General features: G+C 65.5%; 14 protein-coding genes, 1 tRNA gene and 1 pseudogene. 5 read left to right on the top strand and 11 right to left on the bottom strand.

The window, feature by feature from the left end; genetic code table 11:
• Positions 1–15: 15 nt before the first annotated feature.
• Both GU920_RS03320 and GU920_RS03315 read left to right on the top strand, forming a co-directional pair.
• Positions 16–615 (top strand): polysaccharide biosynthesis/export family protein, encoded by a 600-nt coding sequence (locus tag GU920_RS03320; RefSeq protein ID WP_161766504.1) that lies wholly within the window; start codon positions 16–18, stop codon positions 613–615.
• A 50-nt stretch (positions 616–665) separates the two neighbouring features.
• Positions 666–1739 carry an outer membrane beta-barrel protein gene (locus tag GU920_RS03315; protein ID WP_161765536.1) on the top strand — a complete coding sequence of 358 codons (1074 nt, stop codon included), beginning with the start codon at positions 666–668 and terminating at the stop codon, positions 1737–1739.
• A gap of 375 nt (positions 1740–2114) precedes the next feature.
• Here the strand turns inward: GU920_RS03315 and GU920_RS03310 are convergent.
• Positions 2115–2190, bottom strand: a tRNA-Ala gene (locus GU920_RS03310).
• A 115-nt stretch (positions 2191–2305) separates the two neighbouring features.
• Complete coding sequence (locus GU920_RS03305; RefSeq protein ID WP_161765535.1) at positions 2306–2641, bottom strand: TIGR02300 family protein; 336 nt, start codon at positions 2639–2641, stop codon at positions 2306–2308.
• A gap of 178 nt (positions 2642–2819) precedes the next feature.
• Between GU920_RS03305 and GU920_RS03300 the strand changes: the two genes are divergently transcribed.
• From GU920_RS03300 to GU920_RS03290, 3 genes are read left to right on the top strand one after another with little or no spacing between them, the layout of a single operon-like run.
• Positions 2820–3506 (top strand): M48 family metallopeptidase, encoded by a 687-nt coding sequence (locus tag GU920_RS03300; protein ID WP_161765534.1) that lies wholly within the window; start codon positions 2820–2822, stop codon positions 3504–3506.
• A gap of 33 nt (positions 3507–3539) precedes the next feature.
• Positions 3540–4190, top strand: coding sequence for a GntR family transcriptional regulator (locus tag GU920_RS03295; protein ID WP_161765533.1), 651 nt, complete (start codon positions 3540–3542; stop codon positions 4188–4190).
• A 7-nt stretch (positions 4191–4197) separates the two neighbouring features.
• Positions 4198–5325 (top strand): MFS transporter, encoded by a 1128-nt coding sequence (locus GU920_RS03290; protein WP_161765532.1) that lies wholly within the window; start codon positions 4198–4200, stop codon positions 5323–5325.
• A 157-nt stretch (positions 5326–5482) separates the two neighbouring features.
• Here the strand turns inward: GU920_RS03290 and lpdA are convergent, their stop codons facing one another.
• The 9 genes and pseudogenes from lpdA to GU920_RS03250 form a co-directional block, all read right to left on the bottom strand.
• Positions 5483–6871: a dihydrolipoyl dehydrogenase gene (gene lpdA, locus GU920_RS03285; protein WP_161765531.1), complete on the bottom strand. Its 1389-nt coding sequence runs from the start codon at positions 6869–6871 to the stop codon at positions 5483–5485.
• A gap of 96 nt (positions 6872–6967) precedes the next feature.
• Positions 6968–7363 carry an MAPEG family protein gene (locus GU920_RS03280; protein ID WP_161765530.1) on the bottom strand — a complete coding sequence of 132 codons (396 nt, stop codon included), beginning with the start codon at positions 7361–7363 and terminating at the stop codon, positions 6968–6970.
• Positions 7360–8229: a sulfotransferase family 2 domain-containing protein gene (locus GU920_RS03275; protein ID WP_161765529.1), complete on the bottom strand. Its 870-nt coding sequence runs from the start codon at positions 8227–8229 to the stop codon at positions 7360–7362. The genes GU920_RS03280 and GU920_RS03275 overlap by 4 nt, the downstream gene beginning before the upstream one ends.
• The gene (locus tag GU920_RS19680) at positions 8226–8351 is read right to left on the bottom strand and encodes a hypothetical protein (RefSeq protein ID WP_268894568.1); all 126 of its coding nucleotides are present in this window, start codon (positions 8349–8351) and stop codon (positions 8226–8228) included. The genes GU920_RS03275 and GU920_RS19680 overlap by 4 nt, the downstream gene beginning before the upstream one ends.
• Positions 8348–8911: a hypothetical protein gene (locus GU920_RS03270; protein WP_161765528.1), complete on the bottom strand. Its 564-nt coding sequence runs from the start codon at positions 8909–8911 to the stop codon at positions 8348–8350. The genes GU920_RS19680 and GU920_RS03270 overlap by 4 nt, the downstream gene beginning before the upstream one ends.
• A gap of 1 nt (position 8912) precedes the next feature.
• Positions 8913–10151: pseudogene (gene odhB, locus GU920_RS03265) on the bottom strand (2-oxoglutarate dehydrogenase complex dihydrolipoyllysine-residue succinyltransferase); the annotation flags it as partial.
• Positions 10152–10206: 55 nt separating this feature from the next.
• Positions 10207–13173 (bottom strand): 2-oxoglutarate dehydrogenase E1 component, encoded by a 2967-nt coding sequence (locus tag GU920_RS03260; protein WP_161765527.1) that lies wholly within the window; start codon positions 13171–13173, stop codon positions 10207–10209.
• Entirely contained in the window at positions 13170–13691 is a 522-nt protein-coding gene (locus tag GU920_RS03255; RefSeq protein WP_161765526.1) for a DUF805 domain-containing protein, read from the bottom strand. Before GU920_RS03255 ends, GU920_RS03260 begins: the two co-directional genes overlap by 4 nt.
• A gap of 13 nt (positions 13692–13704) precedes the next feature.
• Positions 13705–13842, bottom strand: coding sequence for a hypothetical protein (locus tag GU920_RS03250; protein ID WP_161765525.1), 138 nt, complete (start codon positions 13840–13842; stop codon positions 13705–13707).
• Between the last annotated feature and the right edge of the window lie 3 nt (positions 13843–13845).

Below are 13845 nucleotides of genomic sequence, written 5' to 3'. Positions count from 1 at the left end.
AGGAAGGGAAGAATGATGAAACTTGTTCAAATGCTGCTGGCCGCCCTTATGGCGCTGCCTTTCCTTGCGGCGGATGTCGCAGCGCAGGATTATCGGTTGAAGCGCGGTGACAGCGTGCAGATCGAAGTGCTTGAGGACGGCACCCTGAACCGCACGACGCTGGTGCTGCCGGATGGCCAGATCTCGATCCCGCAGGTGGGTTCGATCCCGGCGGCAGGGCGCACGCTTTCGCAGTTGCAGACGGATGTGGCGGCGCGTCTGGCCCCCGGCTTTGCCAGCCCGCCCACGGTTTTCGTGTCGCTGGCATCGCTGGCGCCGATCCTTGATCTGCCCGAACCCACCATCGACGTCTTCGTGATCGGTGCGGCCAACGCGCCGGGCCGGGTGCAGATCCCCCCGGGATCGACGCTGCTGCAGGCCCTGAGCGCGGCTGGCGGGCTGTCGCCCTTTGCCGCCGAAAAGCGGGTTCAACTGCGCCGCGTGGACAAGTCGGGCACCGAGAACATCTACCGTGTCGATTATGACGCGATCGAGCGGGGGCTGTCGAATGTGGGGACGACCCGCGTTTATGACGGCGACGTGATCGTTATTCCGCAGCGCAAACTGTTCGAGTGATCGCTGGGATGCGCGGGATGGGGTTGAGGCGGGGTGCATGTCTGGCCGCGGTGGCAACCGCCGCGGCGACCGCTGCCTCTGCGCAGGAGTCGAACGGTATTCGCCAGACCTTCGATATCCAGCAGCGCTTTGAATACGGGCGCAATCTGGACCTTGCCACCCCGGCCGAGGGATCGACGAGCGTGGCGGCGACAGTGCTGAGCTATGGGCTGTTCAGTGAGACGGCGCTGGATCGGCTGGCCTTTACGGCCTCTGGCGCGCTGGTGATCGAGAATTCGCCCGATACCGCAGGCACGGAGGTGGATTTCGCCCGCCCCGAGGTTGGTTTCCTGTATGTGCGCGAAATCCCGGACGCGCTGTTTTCGGTCGCGCTGCGCTATGTGCAGGATGATGTGAGCGCCTTGGCCGATGACCTGGCCGATGCCGACGCGGACGGGACGCAGATCGATTACGGCGTGGTGGTGCGGTACGAAGGGATGCGCACCGCGCCCGTCAGCGTTTTCGTCGAAGGTCGCTTCGATGTGACGGAATATGAGGACACGACCGATCCCACGCTGGTCGAAAGCGATACGATCGGGGTGGCAGCCGGCACGCGGTTGCGCCTGAACGAGGTTCTGGACGGTGTGATCAGCCTTGGCGCCACGCGCGAGGACGATGCGGATGGGACGGTGGAAAACACCTTGGTGTTCCGGGCCGGTCTGGAATACGACATGATCGACGGCTTTGCCGCCGTGTTCCTGATCCGCGAGGATGGCGACATCGAGGATTCGATCGGTCTTGAGGCCGATTGGACCCGCGAGGTGGCGGATGGGGCGCTGAACCTTGGCTTTGCTTATACCGAAACCGACACGGCCGGTGTGGCGGGCAGCACGGTGGATACCAACATTGATATCGGCTGGGCGCAGACGGTGAATGCGCAGTCATCGGTCGGGGTGGAACTGTCCTGGGCGCAAAGCGATGCGCCGACGGAGCTGATCGAAGAGACGGAACTGGCGGCAACCTACAGCTATACGCTGACAGAGCGGACGACGCTGGACGTGGGCGCGAGCTATCGCCTGCGCGAGGATGGCGGTGGACGCGCGACATCGCCGCAGGTCTTTTTTGCGCTGGGGCGCAGCTTCTGATCCGCGCTGCGCGGTGATGCCTATCACCCCGGAAATGGCCATAACGCCCCGCCGCCCTGCAGGCTGCGGGGCGTTTCTCTTTGTGCTGCGGGGCGTGGGGCCGTTGGGACCCGGACACCGCCTGTCCTGCGTCAGGGCGGCTGCGGGATGACCCGTGGCGCATCGCTGCAAAGGGGGGCTGGACGTGGGGCAGGCGCATCCGGGTGGGGCGCCGCCGCCCGGCGCAGCGCATGCCCAGAAGCGGGGAAGTGGTTGCGGGAAGGGCGCCCCGCCCTGTCACGTAACGCTGGCACCTAGATCGAGGCGCTGCGATCCGTAGCGCATAATGAAAACGCCCCGCGTTTGGCGGGGCGGTTTTCAGTCTGTCTGGAGATTTGGTGGAGCCAGGGGGAATCGAACCCCCGACCTCTTGAATGCCATTCAAGCGCTCTCCCATCTGAGCTATGGCCCCACCGGAGAACGAAGCGTTTCCGCTTCGATGCGTGGTGTCTAGTGGAGGGCGCGGGGGGGTGCAAGGGGAAAAACGCAACCGCCTCCGCGCCTGTCAGATGCCTGACGCAGGGGTGTCAGACTTCCTCTTCGTCGCCGGCCACATCGGCCAGATCGTCGAGCGAGACGTTGTCATCCGCATCGTCTTCGAGCAGATCATCGTCCAGTTCGGTATCGTCGGCGACGCCGGTTTCCAGCAGTTCGTCATCCGCTTCCAGATCATCGACGAGAACGTCGTCATCCTTTTCCGGGACGGCGCGGCTGATCACGGCGGCGGCCATCTTACGGCGGGCGGATTCGATATCGACCACCTCGCCCGTGTAGGGCGAAACGATGGGCGTGCGGTTCAGATCGTAGAAGCGTTTGCCGGTGGTCGGGCAAATGCGTTTGGTGCCCCATTCAGGTTTGGGCATGGCGGTCCCCTTATGCAGGCTGGATGTCCGTGGACGGGATGATCCCGAGTCGTGGTCGCTTGCCATAAGGCAGGGCGGGTGTCAAAGCCTTTCGCGGAGGGCTGCCGAGGACGGGTCGGCCCGGTTGCCCCTACTGCGCAAGTGGCTATCCTGCCGCTGGAAATCAAGAGGACGGTCGATGCCCCTGCTTCCCGGTTCGCCCCCGGTCGAGATCGTGCTGAAACGGTCGGCGCGGGCGCGGCGTTTTTCGCTGCGTGTGTCGCGGCTTGACGGGCGGGTGACGCTGTCGCTTCCTGCCCGCGCGCGCGAGACCGAGGCGATGGCCTTCGCCCGCGCGCAGGAGGCGTGGATTCGCGAGACGCTGGCCGAGATGCCGCAGCGCAGGGGCGTGGGCATCGGGTCGCTGGTGCCGGTGGAGGGAAGGCTGTTGCGGCTTGTTCCGGGCGCGGGGCGCGCGGTGCGGGTGGAGGGCGATTCGCTGCTGATCCCGGGCGATCCGGCGCAGCCGGGCGTGCGGGCGGGGGCCTTCCTCAAGGCGCTGGCGCGCGAGCGGCTGGTGGCCGCATCCGACCGCTACGCCGCGCAGATCGGGCGTCGGGTGGCGCGGGTCAGCCTGCGGGACACGCGGTCGCGCTGGGGGTCCTGCGCGCAGGATGGGGCGCTGATGTATTCCTGGCGGCTGGTGATGGCGCCGCCGGCGGTGCTGGATTACGTCGCCGCGCATGAGGTGGCGCATATGGTGGAGATGAACCATTCCGACCGGTTCTGGGCGGTGGTGGAGCGGCTCTATCCCGGCTGGCAGGTGCAGCGGAAATGGCTGCATGTCGAGGGGCAGGCGCTGCACCAATACCGTTTCGGGGATTGATTTTCCCCGGTTCCGGATGCTTGGCTGCGCATCATGCCGATCACCCCGCGCCAGACCGACCCGAACGCCGCCGCGCATGAGCGCCTGTACCGCACGCTGCGCCAGCAGGTGATGCATGGCGAATTGCCGCCCGGTCAGGCGATGACGCTGCGCGGTTTGGGCAAGCAGTTCGGCGTGTCCATGACGCCCGCGCGCGAGGCGGTGCGGCGGCTGGTGGCGGAGGGGGCGCTGACGCTGTCATCCTCGGGCCGCATCTCGACGCCGGAACTGACGCCGGAGCGGATCGAGGAACTGGCGGCGATCCGGGCGCTGATCGAGCCCGAGATGGCGGCGCGCGCCCTGCCGCGGGCGCATTTCGCGCTGATCGAACGGCTGGCCGCGATTAATGCGCTGAACGCGGAAGCCGTGGTGAAGCAGGATGCGGTGGCCTATGTGCGCACCAATCTGGAGTTTCACCGCACCCTCTATCTGCGGGCGCAGGCGCCCGCGATGCTGCTGATCTGCGAGACGGTCTGGCTGCAACTGGGGCCCACCATGCGGGCGCTTTACTCCAAGCTGCGCCGGAAGGAGCCGCCGCAGCATCACCGCATGATCCTTGCCGCGCTGAAGGCAGGCGATGAGCCGGGGCTGCGGCTGGCGGTGCGGACGGATGTGACGCAGGGGCTGCGGCATCTGGCAGGGTGAGCGGAGGATGCGACTGCCCCCCTTGATGCTGCTGATGGCGGCAGTGACGATTGTCGGGTCCAATTCGCTGGCCCTATCGCCTGTCGCGCTGGAGATCGGACGGGCCTTCGGCGGGGCTTCGGCGCAAGAGGTGCTTGTGGCGGCATCGCTTTTTGGTGCGGGGACAGCGCTGGCGGCGGTGGGCATCGCGCCTTTCGCGGATCGGATCGGGCTGTCGCGGGCGCTGTTTCTGGCGATCTGCGTCCTGGTCCTTGGTATGGCGGGGACGGCGCTGGCGCCTGCGCTGTGGGTGGTCTGGCTGGCACAGGCGGTGGCGGGGCTGGGGTCCGGCGTGGCCTTGCCCGCGACCTATGGACTGGCGGCCGAGATCGCCCCGAAAGGGCGCGAGAGCACCTTCTTTGGCCGGGTGCTGATGGGGTGGACGCTGTCCCTGGTCTTTGGCGCCTCGGCCGCCGCGTTGATCGCGGACCTGGCCGGGTGGCGCGCGGTGCATGGGGTTTTGGCCGCGCTTGGGTTGCTGGTCCTGCTGGCGATGGCGCTGTCGCCGCGGATGGGCGAGGTGCGGGCCGCGCAAGGGGCAAGCCCCTGGGCCGCGCTGCGGGTGCCGGGGATCGGGGCGGCGCTGGCCGTGGCGGGGGGCTATATGGCGGCGTTCTACGGGCTTTACGCCTATTTCGCGCCGCATCTGCAGGTGCAGTTGGGCTGGCCGGTCTGGATGGTGGGGGCAGTGCCTTTGGTCTATGGGATCGGCTTCGGGCTGGCCTCGCTGGGCGATCCGTGGATCGACCGCTTCGGGGCGCGGGCCGTGGCGCCGTGGGTCTTTGGCGGGCTGGTGGTGCAGTATTTGGCGCTGGCTGCGGCGGCCGGGTGGGCGTGGGCGCTGGTGGCGCTGTGCTTTTCCTGGGGCATCATCAACCATCTGGGGCTGAACCTGATCGTGGGGCGGCTGGCGGCGCTGGACCCGGCGCGGCGCGGGGCGGTGCTGGGGCTGAATTCCGGGGTGACCTATCTGGCGATGTTCGTGGCCACGGCGGGTTTCGGCTGGGTCGAGGTGGCGCTGGGCTTCGTGGCCTGCGCGATGCTGTCGGCGGTTTGCGTGCTGCCCGCGCTGGGGGATGCGCTGCGGCGGCGGTAAGGTGGCGGGCGTGACGTTGCGGGGGGACAGTCGTCCCCCCCCGCCCCGCACACCCCCCGCACACCCCATGCCGCAAAAAGCCCCGGCCGCGCGCGGGTGGCTGCCGGGGCTTTTGGGTATTTGGGCCAAGATGAAGGGGCTTGGCCTGTGCTTCAGGTTAGGCGTGGATCGCGCCGTCACCGCAGGCCAGCGCCGCCTCGCGCACCGCTTCGGAGTAGGTCGGATGCGCGTGGCAGGTGAGCGCGAGGTCCTGCGCCGAGGCGCCGAATTCCATCGCGACGCAGATCTCGTGGATCAGGTCGCCCGCCATCGGGCCGATGATATGCGCGCCGAGGATGCGGTCAGTCGCCTTGTCGGCGAGGATCTTGACGAAGCCTTCGCCCTGGAACACGGCCTTGGCGCGGCCGTTGCCCATGAAGGAGAACTTGCCCACCTTGTAGGCGCGGCCCTCTTCCTTGAGCTGTTCTTCGGTCTTGCCCACGTTTGCCACTTCGGGCGTGGTGTAGATCACGCCGGGGATGACGTCGTAATTCACATGGCCCGCCTTGCCGGCAAGTATTTCGGCCAGGGCCATCCCCTCATCCTCGGCCTTGTGGGCGAGCATGGGGCCCGTGATGGCGTCGCCGATGGCGTAGAGGCCCGCGATATTGGTGGCGAAGTGGCTGTCGGTCTTGACCTGGCCGCGCGGCAGCATCTCGACCCCCAGCGCCTCGAGCCCGAGACCGGTGGTATAGGGGCGGCGGCCCGTGGCGACGAGGACGGTGTCGGCGTCAAGTGTGGCTGCGCTGTCATCCTTGCGCAGCTTGTAGCGGACGGTGGCGCCGGTCTTGCCCTTGTCCACGCCCTGAACGGCGGCGCCGAGGATGAATTTCAGGCCCTGCTTGGTGAGGATGCGCTGGAAGGTCTTGGCCACTTCGGCATCCATGCCGGGGGTGATGGCGTCGAGATATTCGATCACCGTCACCTCGGCCCCGAGGCGGGCATAGACGGAGCCCATCTCAAGCCCGATCACACCGGCGCCGATGACGACGAGCTTTTTCGGGATGGACTTGAGGGTGAGCGCGCCGGTGGAGGTGACGATCACCTCTTCGTCGATGGTGACGCCGGGGAGGGAAGACGACTCGGAACCCGTTGCGATCACGATGTTTTTCGCGGTGTGTGTTTCTTCGCCCACCTTCACCTGACCGGCGGCGGGGATGCTGCCCCAGCCTTTGAGCCATGTCACCTTGTTCTTCTTGAACAGGAATTCGATGCCCTTGGTGTTCTGGCCGATCACGTCATCCTTGTAGCCCAGCATACGCGCCCAATCGACCGTGGGTGCCGCGCCCATGATGCCCATTTTTTCAAAGTTTTCATGGGCTTCGTGCAGGTTGTGGGTGGCGTTCAGGAGCGCCTTGGACGGGATGCAGCCCACGTTCAGGCAGGTGCCGCCGAGCGTGTCGCGCCCTTCGACGACAGCGGTCTTTAGGCCCAGCTGCGCGCAGCGGATGGCGCAGACATAGCCGCCGGGGCCACCGCCGATGATGATGACGTCAAATTCTACCATGGGTCGTTTCCTTCCATTCGTGGCCGTCTTGGCCATGCCGTAACGCGTGCATACGGCCAGTGCAGACGGGCGTGCATACCGGGTGCATACAATGTCTCAGATCAGGGCTGCCAGCATCATGACAAGCGTGGCCGTGAAGCCCACGAACCAGATGGCCGACCGCCACGGACGCCAGCCAAAGGCATAGGCGGGAACGTAGAGGATGCGCGCGGCCAGATAGGCCCAGGCGCAGGCTTGGGTGAGGGGGGTGGACTGGTTGCCCAGCGTCACCACCACCACCGCGAGGGTGAAGAGAATGAGCCCTTCGAAATGGTTGTTCATCGCGCGTTGCAGCCGGCCCGTCAGGGTGGACATCGGTTTGGACGGCGGGCGGTCGCGGGCGGAGGAGGTGTAGCCCACGCCCAGCTCGCGATTGGCGGGCACGGCGAAGAGGACGAATTGCACCATCTGGAGGAGACCGGCGAGGGTGAGGGCGGTGAGTTCGGGGGTCATGCGGGGCTGTCCTCGGGCGCGTAGTTGAGCCAGTCGAAATCGGCCGCGTAAATCGTGCGGAGCCTTGCACGGGCGGCGGTGGAAAGCCAGTCCTGCCTGTCGGCATAGGTCTGGCTGTTGGTGCGGGGCAGGGCGAAGCCGTCGGGGAGCGGTTGGTCGAGGTGGCGGGCGACCTGACGGCAGAAGGTGGCCATATCTTCGACGCGGCCCACGATATCGGGGCGGTAGAGGGCGGGAAGGATGGTGTCGATCTGGGGCCGCCAGTGGGAATTGACGCTTGTACGGCCGCCTTCGGCCTGCATCCACTGGATGTAGTCAAGGAATTTCAGAAAGCCGGTGGCGGTGCGCGGGTCTGTGGTCCAGTCAAAACCCGTGACCGCATTCAGGCGCAGCCTGTCTTGCGCGAACCAGCTATGGGCGAGGTCATGCGAGCGGCAGAGGTATTCGAAGGCCGATACCGCCCGCGCGACGGGGTGGCGGACGGTGACGAGCCGCAGGCTGCGGCCCAGCGTCTCGATCGGATCGGGCAGGGCGATCAGGGCGCGCAGGACGCCCGACGGCCCTTGCAGGTTATGGACCACGCTGTCGGGGTTGATGTCCTGCGGCACGTCCCATGCGGTGGTAAGGGGGGTGCCGAATTCTATCTGGAACAGAAAGCGCCGGGCGGCAGAGGTGGCGGCCTTGCCGTTGTTCAGAAAGCTCCACCGCAGGCTGGCCGGCAGATGGATGGCGCGCAGGAAGGATTGGGCATCGTCAGGCCGGGGAAAGAGCGCGGGGTTTTCCTTGGACAGCCGGTCGAGCACCGCCTTTCGATAGTGAGGCGGGGTTTCGGGGCCGAGGAAAAGGGATGCGCCGGGTCGCATCATGCGGGCGGGTTCCCTTTGATGCGGCTGGTGCGCAGCTTCATGTCGGCGGGGACGGCAAAGAGGTTGAACCGCGCCGCTTGCAAGAAGCCTGCGATGGGTGGGGCGGTGCGTTCGGGGGTCATGCCGTCATCTCTGAGCAGGCACGACTGAAGGCAGAGGCCAAGGCTTCGGCGCGGGTTTCGAAGTCGAAGCCACGGGCAGAGGGATGGGCGACTGGGATATGGTCGATCCCGGCGGCCGTTAGCGCCCGGATCGCATCTTTGCCGGCTGCGATAGGGCGGGAACCGATCAGTTCGAAGCGGGTGATCGCCTCAAAACTGGCGCGGATGTCGCGCATGGGGATCGGGTAAGAGCGTGTGGACGGCATCAACTTGAATACGGGCGTGATGTAGATGTCTGAACGGGCGAGCCCTGCGCGGGCAAGCGCCCGGTCGAGCACTGCGTTGAAGGGCATTTCGGGAAGGTAGCCCAGTCTGAGCAGTGTCTCGCGGTGGGCGATGGCAGAGGGCGCATCGAGCCAGTCCTTTGTCACGATGACTGGCCCGCTGCGATTGCCCGATGTGATCTGGATTGGGCAAGTCCAATCGCCTTCGAACCCAGCTTCGGCATAGGTGACGTAGCCGGGCAATCGGAAGGCACGCCGGTTTGCGACGGCTTGGTGATGGGCGGCCGCCCGATCCATATCACAAATCCATCAACAGCCGGCGCGGGTCTTCCAGTGCCTCTTTCACGCGGACCAGGAAGGTCACGGCGCCCTTGCCGTCCACGATGCGGTGATCGTAGGAGAGCGCGAGATACATCATCGGGCGGATGACGATCTGGCCGTTCACCACAACGGGACGATCCTGGATCTTGTGCATGCCGAGGATGCCCGATTGCGGCGGGTTCAGGATGGGCGAGGACATGAGCGAGCCGTAGACGCCGCCGTTCGAGATGGTGAAGGAACCGCCCTGCATTTCGGCCATGGACAGTTTCCCGTCGCGGGCGCGGAGGCCGAGTTCGGCGATCTTCTTTTCGATCTGGGCGAAACCCATCTGGTCGGCGTCACGCACCACTGGGACGACGAGGCCCGAGGGGGTGCCCACGGCCACGCCCATATGGACGTAGTTCTTGTAGACGATATCGGTGCCATCGATTTCGGCGTTGACTTCCGGCACCTCTTTCAGGGCGTGGCAGCAGGCCTTAACGAAGAAGGACATGAAGCCCATCTTGACGCCGTGCTTCTTTTCAAACGCGTCCTTGTAGGTGTTGCGCAACTCCATGATGCCGGACATGTCCACCTCGTTATAGGTGGTCAGCATGGCGGCGGTGTTTTGCGCGTCCTTCAGGCGGCGGGCGATGGTCTGGCGAAGGCGGGTCATCTTGACCCGTTCTTCCCGCGCGGCATCGTCGGCGGGAACGGGCGCTCGGGGCAGGGCGGCGGGGGCGGGCGCGGGGGCTACGGCGGCGGCGGCGGCACCTGCGGCACCGGCCACGGCGCGGGCCACGTCTTCCTTCATCACGCGGCCGTCGCGGCCGGTGGCCTGCACCTGATCCCGGGACAGCCCGGCCTCGGCCATCGCCTTTTTGGCGGCGGGGGCGTCTTCAACATCCTTAGCCGCCGGGGCGGGGGCGGGTGCGGGTGCGGCTTCGGCCTTCGGCGCGGCGGGTGCGGCGGCGGCGCCGCCTTCGGTCATGATCGCAAGGCGCGCATTGGCGGCCACGGTCGCGCCTTCGGGGGCGAGGATTTCGGTCAGCGTGCCGGAGACGGGGGCGGGCACTTCGACCGACACCTTGTCGGTTTCCAATTCGCACAGCATTTCGTCCTGCTTGACGAAATCGCCCGGCTTCTTGAACCAGGTCGAGACGGTCGCCTCGGACACGCTTTCGCCAAGGGCGGGCACCATAACATCGGTCATCTTCGGTTCCTCCGCGCCGCTTCGGGGCGCTTTTTTTATGTCGTGGGGCCCGCGCCCGGGGGGCGCGGGCGGGATGGGATCAGGCGGTGGTGCCCAGCGCTTCGTTCACCAGCGCCTCTTGTTCCGCCTTGTGGCGCGAGGCGAGGCCCGTGGCGGGCGAGGCAGAGGCCGTGCGTCCGGCATAGGTGGCGCGCTTCGACTTTGCCCCGATGCGGGACAGCACCCATTCGAGGTTGGGTTCGACGAAGGACCAGCCGCCCTGATTTTTCGGCTCTTCCTGGCACCAGATCACTTCGGCATTCTTGAAGCGTTCCAGTTCCTTGACCATGGACATGGCCGGGAAGGGATAGAACTGTTCCAGCCGCAGGAGATAGGTGTCGTCCTGACCGCGCTTGTCGCGTTCGGCGAGGAGGTCATAATAGACCTTGCCCGAGCAGATGACGACGCGCTTGATCTTGGCATCCGGCTTCAGCTTCAGGTCGGAATGGCCCTTTTGCGCATCGTCCCAGAGCACGCGGTGGAAGGTGGAGCCGGTGGTGAAATCTTCCGCATCGCTGATGCACATCGGGTGGCGCAGCAGGGATTTCGGCGTCATCAGGATGAGCGGCTTGCGGAAGCTGCGGTGGATCTGGCGGCGCAGGATGTGGAAGTAGTTCGCCGGCGTCGAGCAGTTGGCGACGATCCAGTTATCCTCGGCCGAGTTCTGGAGGAAGCGTTCCAGTCGGGCGGAGGAATGTTCAGGACCCTGCCCTTCGAAGCCATGCGGCAGCAGGCAGACAAGGCCCGACATGCGCAGCCATTTGCGTTCGCCCGAGTTGATGAACTGGTCGAACATGATCTGCGCGCCGTTGGCGAAATCGCCGAACTGCGCCTCCCACATGGTCAGCGCGTTGGGTTCGGCGAGGCTGTAGCCGTATTCAAACCCGAGGACCGCGTATTCCGACAGCATGGAATCGATCACCTCATACCGCGCCTGGCCCGCGCGGATGTGGTTGAGGGGGTAGTGCCTTTCCTCGGTCGTCTGGTCGATGAAGGCGGAATGGCGCTGTGAGAAGGTGCCGCGGGTGCAGTCCTGCCCGGACAGGCGCACGGGATAGCCTTCGGTGACGAGGGAGCCGAAGGCGAGCGCCTCGGCCGTGGCCCAATCGAAGCCGCGCCCGGTTTCGAACATCTGCTTTTTCGCCTCGAGCTGGCGGGCGACGGTCTTGTGGATGTCAAAGCCTTCGGGGATGCGGGTCAGCGCGGCGCCGACCTCGGCCATGGTTTCGGGTTTGATCGCGGTCTGGCCGGGCTGGTATTCATCCTTTTCGCGATCGAGCCCCGACCAGCGGCCATCGAGCCAGTCGGCCTTGTTCGGCTTGAAGTTCTTGCCGATCTCGAATTCTTCGTTCAGGCGGGCCTGGAAGGCGGCCTTCATATCCTCGATCTCGCCTTCCGGGATCAGGCCGTCTTTCACCAGACGTTCGGTGTAAAGCTGAAGCGTGGTCTTCTGCTTTTTGATGCGGGTATACATCGCCGGGTTGGTGAACATCGGCTCGTCGCCTTCGTTATGGCCGAAGCGGCGATAGCAGAAGATGTCGAGCACCACGTCCTTGTGGAACTTCTGGCGGAATTCGGTGGCGACGCGGGCGGCGTGGACCACGGCCTCGGGATCGTCGCCGTTGACGTGGAAGATGGGCGCCTCGACCATCAGGGCGATGTCGGTGGGATAGGGCGAGGAGCGCGAGAAGTGCGGCGCGGTGGTGAAGCCGATCTGGTTGTTCACCACGATATGGATGGTGCCGCCCGTGCGGTGGCCGCGCAGGCCCGACAGGCCGAAACATTCCGCCACAATGCCTTGCCCTGCGAAGGCCGCATCGCCGTGCAGAAGGATCGGCAGGACGGAGTGACGGTCGGTCTGATCGCCCAGCTGATCCTGTTTCGCGCGGACCTTGCCGAGGACCACGGGATTCACCGCCTCTAGGTGGCTGGGGTTCGCGGTCAGGGACAGGTGGACGGTGTTGCCATCGAAGGTGCGGTCCGAAGACGCGCCGAGGTGGTATTTCACGTCGCCGGAACCATCCACATCTTCGGGCTTGTAGGAGCCGCCCTGGAATTCGTGGAAGATGGCGCGATAGGGTTTGGCCATGACGTTGGCCAGCACCGACAGGCGGCCCCGGTGGGGCATACCGATGACTATTTCCTTCACCCCCAGCGCGCCGCCGCGCTTGATGATCTGTTCCATGGCGGGGATCAGCGCCTCGCCCCCGTCAAGGCCGAAGCGTTTGGTGCCCATGTATTTGACATGGAGGAATTTCTCGAACCCCTCCGCCTCGACCAGCTTGTTCAGAATGGCGCGGCGGCCTTCGCGCGTGAAGGCGATTTCCTTGCCGTAGCCTTCGATCCGTTCCTTGAGCCAGCTTGCCTGTTCGGGATCGGAGATGTGCATGTATTGCAGCGCGAAGGTGCCGCAGTAGGTGCGTTTGACGATGTCGATGATCTGGCGCATCGACGCCATTTCAAGGCCGAGGACATTGTCGATGAAGATCGGGCGGTCCATGTCGGCGTCGGTGAAGCCGTAGGAGGCGGGGTCCAGTTCCGGGTGGGGGGTGGTCTCGCGCATCCCCAGCGGATCGAGATCGGCCACCAGATGGCCCCGGATGCGGTAGGCGCGGATGATCATCAGCGCGCGGATGGAATCGAGCACGGCGCGTTGGACCTGTGCGTCGGTCAACGAGACGCCCTTCTCAGTGGCTTTTTCCACGATCTTGGTGGCGGCGGCCTTCGCTTCCTTGGCCGGGGCGGCGGGCCATTCGCCGGTGAGCGCGGCGGTCAGGTCATCGGTCGGGCTGGGCGGCCAGTCGGCGCGCGCCCAGGAGGGACCGGTGGCCTGACGTTTGGCGTCCACCTCGCTGTCGCCCAGCGCACGGAAGAATTCGGCCCATTGCGCATCGACCGCGTTGGGATCGGCAGCATAGCGGGCCTGAAGCTGGTCGATGTAATCGGCGTTCCCTCCGTCAAGGAAGGACGAGGCGGTGAAGGCGGCGGTGGGGGATTGATCGGTCATTTGGTAACCTCGAAGGGAGGGGGGCCGTAGCGATTTTGATGGGGGTCAGATCGGCGGCAAAGCCACGCGACCATAAGCAACAGGCTTGTGATGAGGATCAGCAGACAAATCATGACTGGCTGGGATGCCCCGGCGTCGGGAAACACGAAGATCGACAGTGCAATGATGGCGACGACCAGACAGACCGCAAGCAGCGGGACCAATGCCAGCTTGCCGGAAAGCCCAGCATCATGCAGGCGGCGCACCATAGCCGCCGCAATGAGGACGAGGCAGCAGATAGCTGCGATGGTGTTCAAAGGTGACGCCACGAACCCTGCGGTAACCCGCGCGGCCTCATCTCCGAAGTTCAGCCAGAAGTGGGCAGAAAGATCAGGCCACAGGATGCGGTCAAGGGCCGACGCAGCGCCGGTCACCAAAACGGCAGCAAGCACAAGCCACCAGAATTCAGACCGTGTGGCGCGGCCCGAATAGCGGAATGCGTTCCGCAGTGATGTTCGCAAGGCTTGCGACGGTCCCATGAGGGGATGGCCTTTATTCGGATCGGTCGAACAGCGCGCCTTGCAGCGCGCGGTTCGGTTGTGCGTGGTTCATGGACGCCCAGGCGGCGAGGGCAAGAAAGCCCATCAGGGCAAGGAAAGAGGCAACGACCGTTTTCGCGCGAACATCCATCAG

It is taken from the genome of Paragemmobacter ruber, from assembly GCF_009908315.1.
In the GTDB taxonomy this organism is placed as follows: Bacteria; Pseudomonadota; Alphaproteobacteria; order Rhodobacterales; family Rhodobacteraceae; genus Paragemmobacter; species Paragemmobacter ruber.
The sequence above is the reverse complement of the archived record's forward strand: the minus strand, read 5'-3'. Positions and strand labels throughout refer to the sequence as shown.

Excerpts from the sequence above, each read along its gene's own strand:
- GU920_RS03320 (WP_161766504.1), top strand. The coding sequence starts at position 16 with ATGAAACTTGTTCAAATGCTGCTGGCCGCCCTTATGGCGCTGCCTTTC.
- GU920_RS03305 (WP_161765535.1), bottom strand. The coding sequence starts at position 2,641 with ATGCCCAAACCTGAATGGGGCACCAAACGCATTTGCCCGACCACCGGC.
- GU920_RS03300 (WP_161765534.1), top strand. The coding sequence starts at position 2,820 with ATGCCCCTGCTTCCCGGTTCGCCCCCGGTCGAGATCGTGCTGAAACGG.
- GU920_RS03295 (WP_161765533.1), top strand. The coding sequence starts at position 3,540 with ATGCCGATCACCCCGCGCCAGACCGACCCGAACGCCGCCGCGCATGAG.
- GU920_RS03290 (WP_161765532.1), top strand. The coding sequence starts at position 4,198 with ATGCGACTGCCCCCCTTGATGCTGCTGATGGCGGCAGTGACGATTGTC.
- lpdA (WP_161765531.1), bottom strand. The coding sequence starts at position 6,871 with ATGGTAGAATTTGACGTCATCATCATCGGCGGTGGCCCCGGCGGCTAT.
- GU920_RS03280 (WP_161765530.1), bottom strand. The coding sequence starts at position 7,363 with ATGACCCCCGAACTCACCGCCCTCACCCTCGCCGGTCTCCTCCAGATG.
- GU920_RS03275 (WP_161765529.1), bottom strand. The coding sequence starts at position 8,229 with ATGATGCGACCCGGCGCATCCCTTTTCCTCGGCCCCGAAACCCCGCCT.
- GU920_RS19680 (WP_268894568.1), bottom strand. The coding sequence starts at position 8,351 with ATGACCCCCGAACGCACCGCCCCACCCATCGCAGGCTTCTTGCAAGCG.
- GU920_RS03270 (WP_161765528.1), bottom strand. The coding sequence starts at position 8,911 with ATGGATCGGGCGGCCGCCCATCACCAAGCCGTCGCAAACCGGCGTGCC.
- GU920_RS03260 (WP_161765527.1), bottom strand. The coding sequence starts at position 13,173 with ATGACCGATCAATCCCCCACCGCCGCCTTCACCGCCTCGTCCTTCCTT.
- GU920_RS03255 (WP_161765526.1), bottom strand. The coding sequence starts at position 13,691 with ATGGGACCGTCGCAAGCCTTGCGAACATCACTGCGGAACGCATTCCGC.
- GU920_RS03250 (WP_161765525.1), bottom strand. The coding sequence starts at position 13,842 with ATGGATGTTCGCGCGAAAACGGTCGTTGCCTCTTTCCTTGCCCTGATG.